Here is a 4,092-nt window from a genome sequence, read left to right on the forward strand (position 1 = left end):
GGCCAGGGTGAGAGGAATCACCGTGACTGAAACAGTGGCCGCAGCCGAGCGGTTGATCCGCATCGGCGAGGTGGCACGAGGTGCCGGCGTCTCAGTGCGCGCCGTGCGCTACTACGAGCAGCAAGGGCTGCTCGTCCCGGAGCGCAGCCCGTCCGGCCAGCGCCTGTACCGGCAGGACGCCGTCCCCCTGGTCCGCTTCTTCCAGCAGATGTTCGCCGCCGGCCTCACCAGCCGAAGGATCACCGAACTCCTGCCGTGCTGGGACTCCGGGCACACCGACGCCGGGCAACGAGCCATGCTGCGAGCCGAGCGCGAGCGCATCCAGGCCAAGGTCGACGACCTGCAGGCCACTCTGGACCACCTCGACGAGGTCATCGCGATCACGGACACGCACCCGTAGGCGCGGTCGGCCAGACGTCTCATCAGCGATCCAACCTCGCTGTCTTGGTTGGGGCGATGAGGAGTCGTCGAGGGGGAACTGTTGTCGGGCGGCCGACGCGATTTCTGGATCTGGAGGATCTGAGAACGGACATCTCCTGGTAGTCGCGGCTGGTCGGCCGTGAAGCTCGTTTGATGCTCCAGGGCACCCTGTTGGAGGCCCTGCCTCGCGGCGAGTTCTTGTGGAACTGTCGCGCAGACGTGGCGCGGGCCGCTTCTTGGCGCCAGTCGTCCGGTGGTGAGGGGCTGGCACCAATCCGGTGCCAGAGGGAATGATCAGGTCCCATGGGTTCACGGGGACGCTGGGGGACACGTGCCGTAATCGCAGTGTGCGTGGCGGCCGTGGTCTGGCTGCTGGTGACGGCGGTGCGTGATGGCTGGGGTGTCGCCGACCCGGTGGCGAGTGTCTTCGGCTCGGCGGCGGGACTGGTCGCCCTGGTGGTCTCCTTGCGGGCGGTCCCTGGCGCCCCGTCGGCTGCGCCCCGTCGTCCGGCGCCGCCCGAGGTGCCGGAGTGGTGGGTGAACAGAGACGAAGCGGCCGCCGTCATCAAGGCCGTCCGAAGGCGTACTGGGCGCAGGGGGAACAGCGCTCCGGTGGCGATCACAGCCGGGTTGCACGGGGCCGGCGGGTTCGGCAAGACCAGTCTGGCGAGATACGTGGCCGCCCAGCGTTCGGTGCAGCGCCGGTTCCCGGGCGGCGTTCACCTGATCACCATGGGTCGGGAGGTGCGCGGCCGTGCGGCCATCGCCGCGAAGGTCGCGGAGGAAACCCGCCTGATCACCGGCGACACCACCGAATGCGGTTCGGAACCTGAGCGCGCCGGAGCTCATCTCGGCACGCTCCTCGCAGGGCGGCCGCGCACCCTGCTGATCATCGACGACGTTTGGGAACGAGAGCAGCTCACCCCGTTCCTGCGGGGTGCCGAGCGGTCCTGTGTCCGGTTGGTGACCACGCGCAGGGCCGATGTGCTCCCGGCCGCCGCAGTGCGGATCGAAGTCGACCGTATGACGGTGGAGCAGGCCCGGCTCTTGCTCACCCACCGCCTCCCCGCCCCACCGCGGCGCGAGGTGGTGGAGGAACTGGTTGAGGCGACGGGACGATGGGCGCTGTTGCTGGGCATCGCGAACAAGTTCCTCGCCGATCAGACAGCCACTGGAGCCGATCCCACCGCCGCGGCCAGAACGCTCCTGCGGCGGCTGCGCGCTGACGGTCCCGCCGTCCAGGACCCCGACGGCACCCTCGACCTCAACAACCCTGACCAGCGCAATACCGCCGTACGGGCCAGCATCCGCGCCGCCTCGACGCTCCTGCGGCACGAGCAGGCCGAGCAGCGCTTCAACGAACTCGGGGTTTTCGCCGAGGACGAGAGCGTGCCCGTGCGCCTGGTGGCGACGCTGTGGCACGCCACCGGCAACCTCGACGAGACCGCCACCCGCGCCCTGTGCAAGCAGATGGCCGACCTGTCGCTGCTCGGCATCGAGACCACGGTGGCGGGCGGAGCCGTCACCGTCCACGACGTGGTACGCGACTACCTGCGTGGGGAACTGGGTCCCGCGGGGCTGAGCACCGCGAACGCCGCTCTGCTCGACGCCATCGCGGCCTCCCTGCCTGTAGCCGAGGACGGAGCGGTGCCATGGTGGCGGGTTACCGTCGGCTACCTGCTGGACCATCTCATCGAGCACTTCCTCGACGCTCGCCGTTCCGCACAGGCACTCACCCTCGCAGGGGATTTCCGGTGGGTCCGCACGCGCCTGCATCAGCGTGGTCCCACCGCACCCTGGCGCGATCTCGACCGCCTGGGATCTCCGGCCCAGCCCCTGGCCCGCCAACTGGCCCAAGCCGCCCACCTGCTCACCCCCACCACCCCGCCCCACGCCCTCGACACGGTCCTGCGCAGCCGCATCACCAGCGCTTCGCACTGGCCCGCCCGCCCGCTTCCCGCCGGCACCCCCGCCCTCCTCGATCGCTGGCCTCCTCCGGACCTGCCTGACCCTGCCCTGATGCGCACTCTGACCGGCCACCGCGGGCCGGTGCACGCGGTGGCGTACAGCCCGGACGGTGCGCGTATCGCCACGAGCAGCCGCGACACGACTGTGCGGATGTGGAGTTCCGCCACTGGGGAGGCCCTTCACACTCTGACCGGCCACCACGGGCCGGTACGCGCTGTGGCCTTCAGTCCCGACGGCCGGTTGCTGGCCACCGGCGGCCGTGATGCGACCGTACGGATCTGGGACGCGGTCACCGGCCAGGCAGTGCATACCGTGAGGGGACACGACGGGCCGGTCCTCGCTGTGACGTTCAGCCCGGACGGCTCCCTCCTGGCCACCGGCGGCAGCGACACGACGGTGCGGATCTGGGATCCGGCGACCGGCGAGATGCTGCACACGGCGACTGGTCACGGGGGCCTCGTGTCCGCAGTGGCGTTCAGTCCGGACGGCGCGCTCCTGGCCAGCGGCGGTGCGGACGCGACCGCACGGATCTGGGGCATCGTGCCTCTCGGCCCCGACCACAGGTCGGGAGACCGGCCTGCCATCAGTGTCCGGGCGCCGCGCGTGCTGACCGGCCACCGCGGGCCGGTGCGCGCGCTGGTGTTCACCCCTGACGGTTCCCGCCTGCTGACCTGTAGCAATGACCGCACACTGCGGATCTGGGGGCCAGGCGGAGTGGAGGGCGCACACGATCTGTCCGGGGCGGTGCGGGCGGCGGGCTTCAGCCCGGACGGCTCCCGTCTCGCCACCGGCAGCCAGAGCGCCGTGGTGCGGATCTGGGACACCATCACCGGCCAGGCGGTGCAGACCCTGACCGGGCATCGTGGGGCGGTGCTCACTGTGGCTTTCGGCCCGGACGGCACCCGCCTTGTCACCGGCGGAAACGATCGCATCGCCCTGGCGTGGGACCCGACGTCCAGCGGCACACCGGTAGCGCTGACCGGCCGCACCGACCAGTTGTACGCGGTCGTATCCAGCCCGGACGGCTCCTGCGTCGCCAGCAGCAATCGCGACACCGCTGTGCCGCTCTGGGACCCCGTCACCGGCGAGGTCGCACGCACCCTGCGCGGACACCAGGGCGCGGTGCTGGCGGTGGCGTTCAGCCCGGACGGCGCCCGTCTGGCGACCAGCAGTAGCGACAAGACACTGCGGTTGTGGGACATGGCCACCGGCGAGACGGTTCGCACCCTGCGGGGACGCGCCGACCAGCTGCACTCGGTGGCATTCAGCCCGGACGGCTTGTTTCTGGCCACCGGCAGCAGTGATACGATGGTGCGGCTCTGGGACCCGTCCACCGGGGCCATGGTGCGCATGCTGAAGGGTCACCGCGGGCCGGTGCGAGCGGTGGCCTTCAGCCCCGACGGGTCCTGCCTCGCCACCGGCGGCGCGGATGAGACCGTACGGATCCACGTCCCCTCGAGCGGCGAGGTCCTGACCATGATGCGCACCGACTGTGGCGTGTGGTCGTGTTCCTGGTCCGCGGACGGTCGAGCCTTGTTCGCGGGGACGACGGCGGGGTTGTTCGCCTTCGAGTACGTAGCTCCCTGATGAAGGAGGGCGGCGGTCTCGTGCACAGTGCTGATGGCGTCATGAAAGCGGCCACCGCTGGCAACCCGGCACGGCCGGTCCGGACGGTGTCGCCGCAGACGGGGCCCGACTCCTAGG

Annotated in this window: 2 protein-coding genes; both read left to right on the top strand. The window is 70.8% G+C overall.

Features of this window, described 5'->3' with window-relative positions; all coding sequences use genetic code 11:
* Positions 1 to 22 precede the first annotated feature (22 nt).
* Positions 23 to 400, top strand: coding sequence for a MerR family transcriptional regulator (locus ACFTZL_RS42095; protein WP_382595056.1), 378 nt, complete (start codon positions 23 to 25; stop codon positions 398 to 400).
* A gap of 371 nt (positions 401 to 771) precedes the next feature.
* Positions 772 to 3,975 (top strand): NB-ARC domain-containing protein, encoded by a 3,204-nt coding sequence (locus tag ACFTZL_RS42100; RefSeq protein ID WP_382595059.1) that lies wholly within the window; start codon positions 772 to 774, stop codon positions 3,973 to 3,975.
* The last annotated feature ends 117 nt before the right edge of the window (positions 3,976 to 4,092 follow it).

This window comes from Streptomyces sp. NPDC056948, assembly GCF_042674225.1.
Lineage (GTDB): Bacteria > Actinomycetota > Actinomycetes > Streptomycetales > Streptomycetaceae > Streptomyces > Streptomyces purpurascens.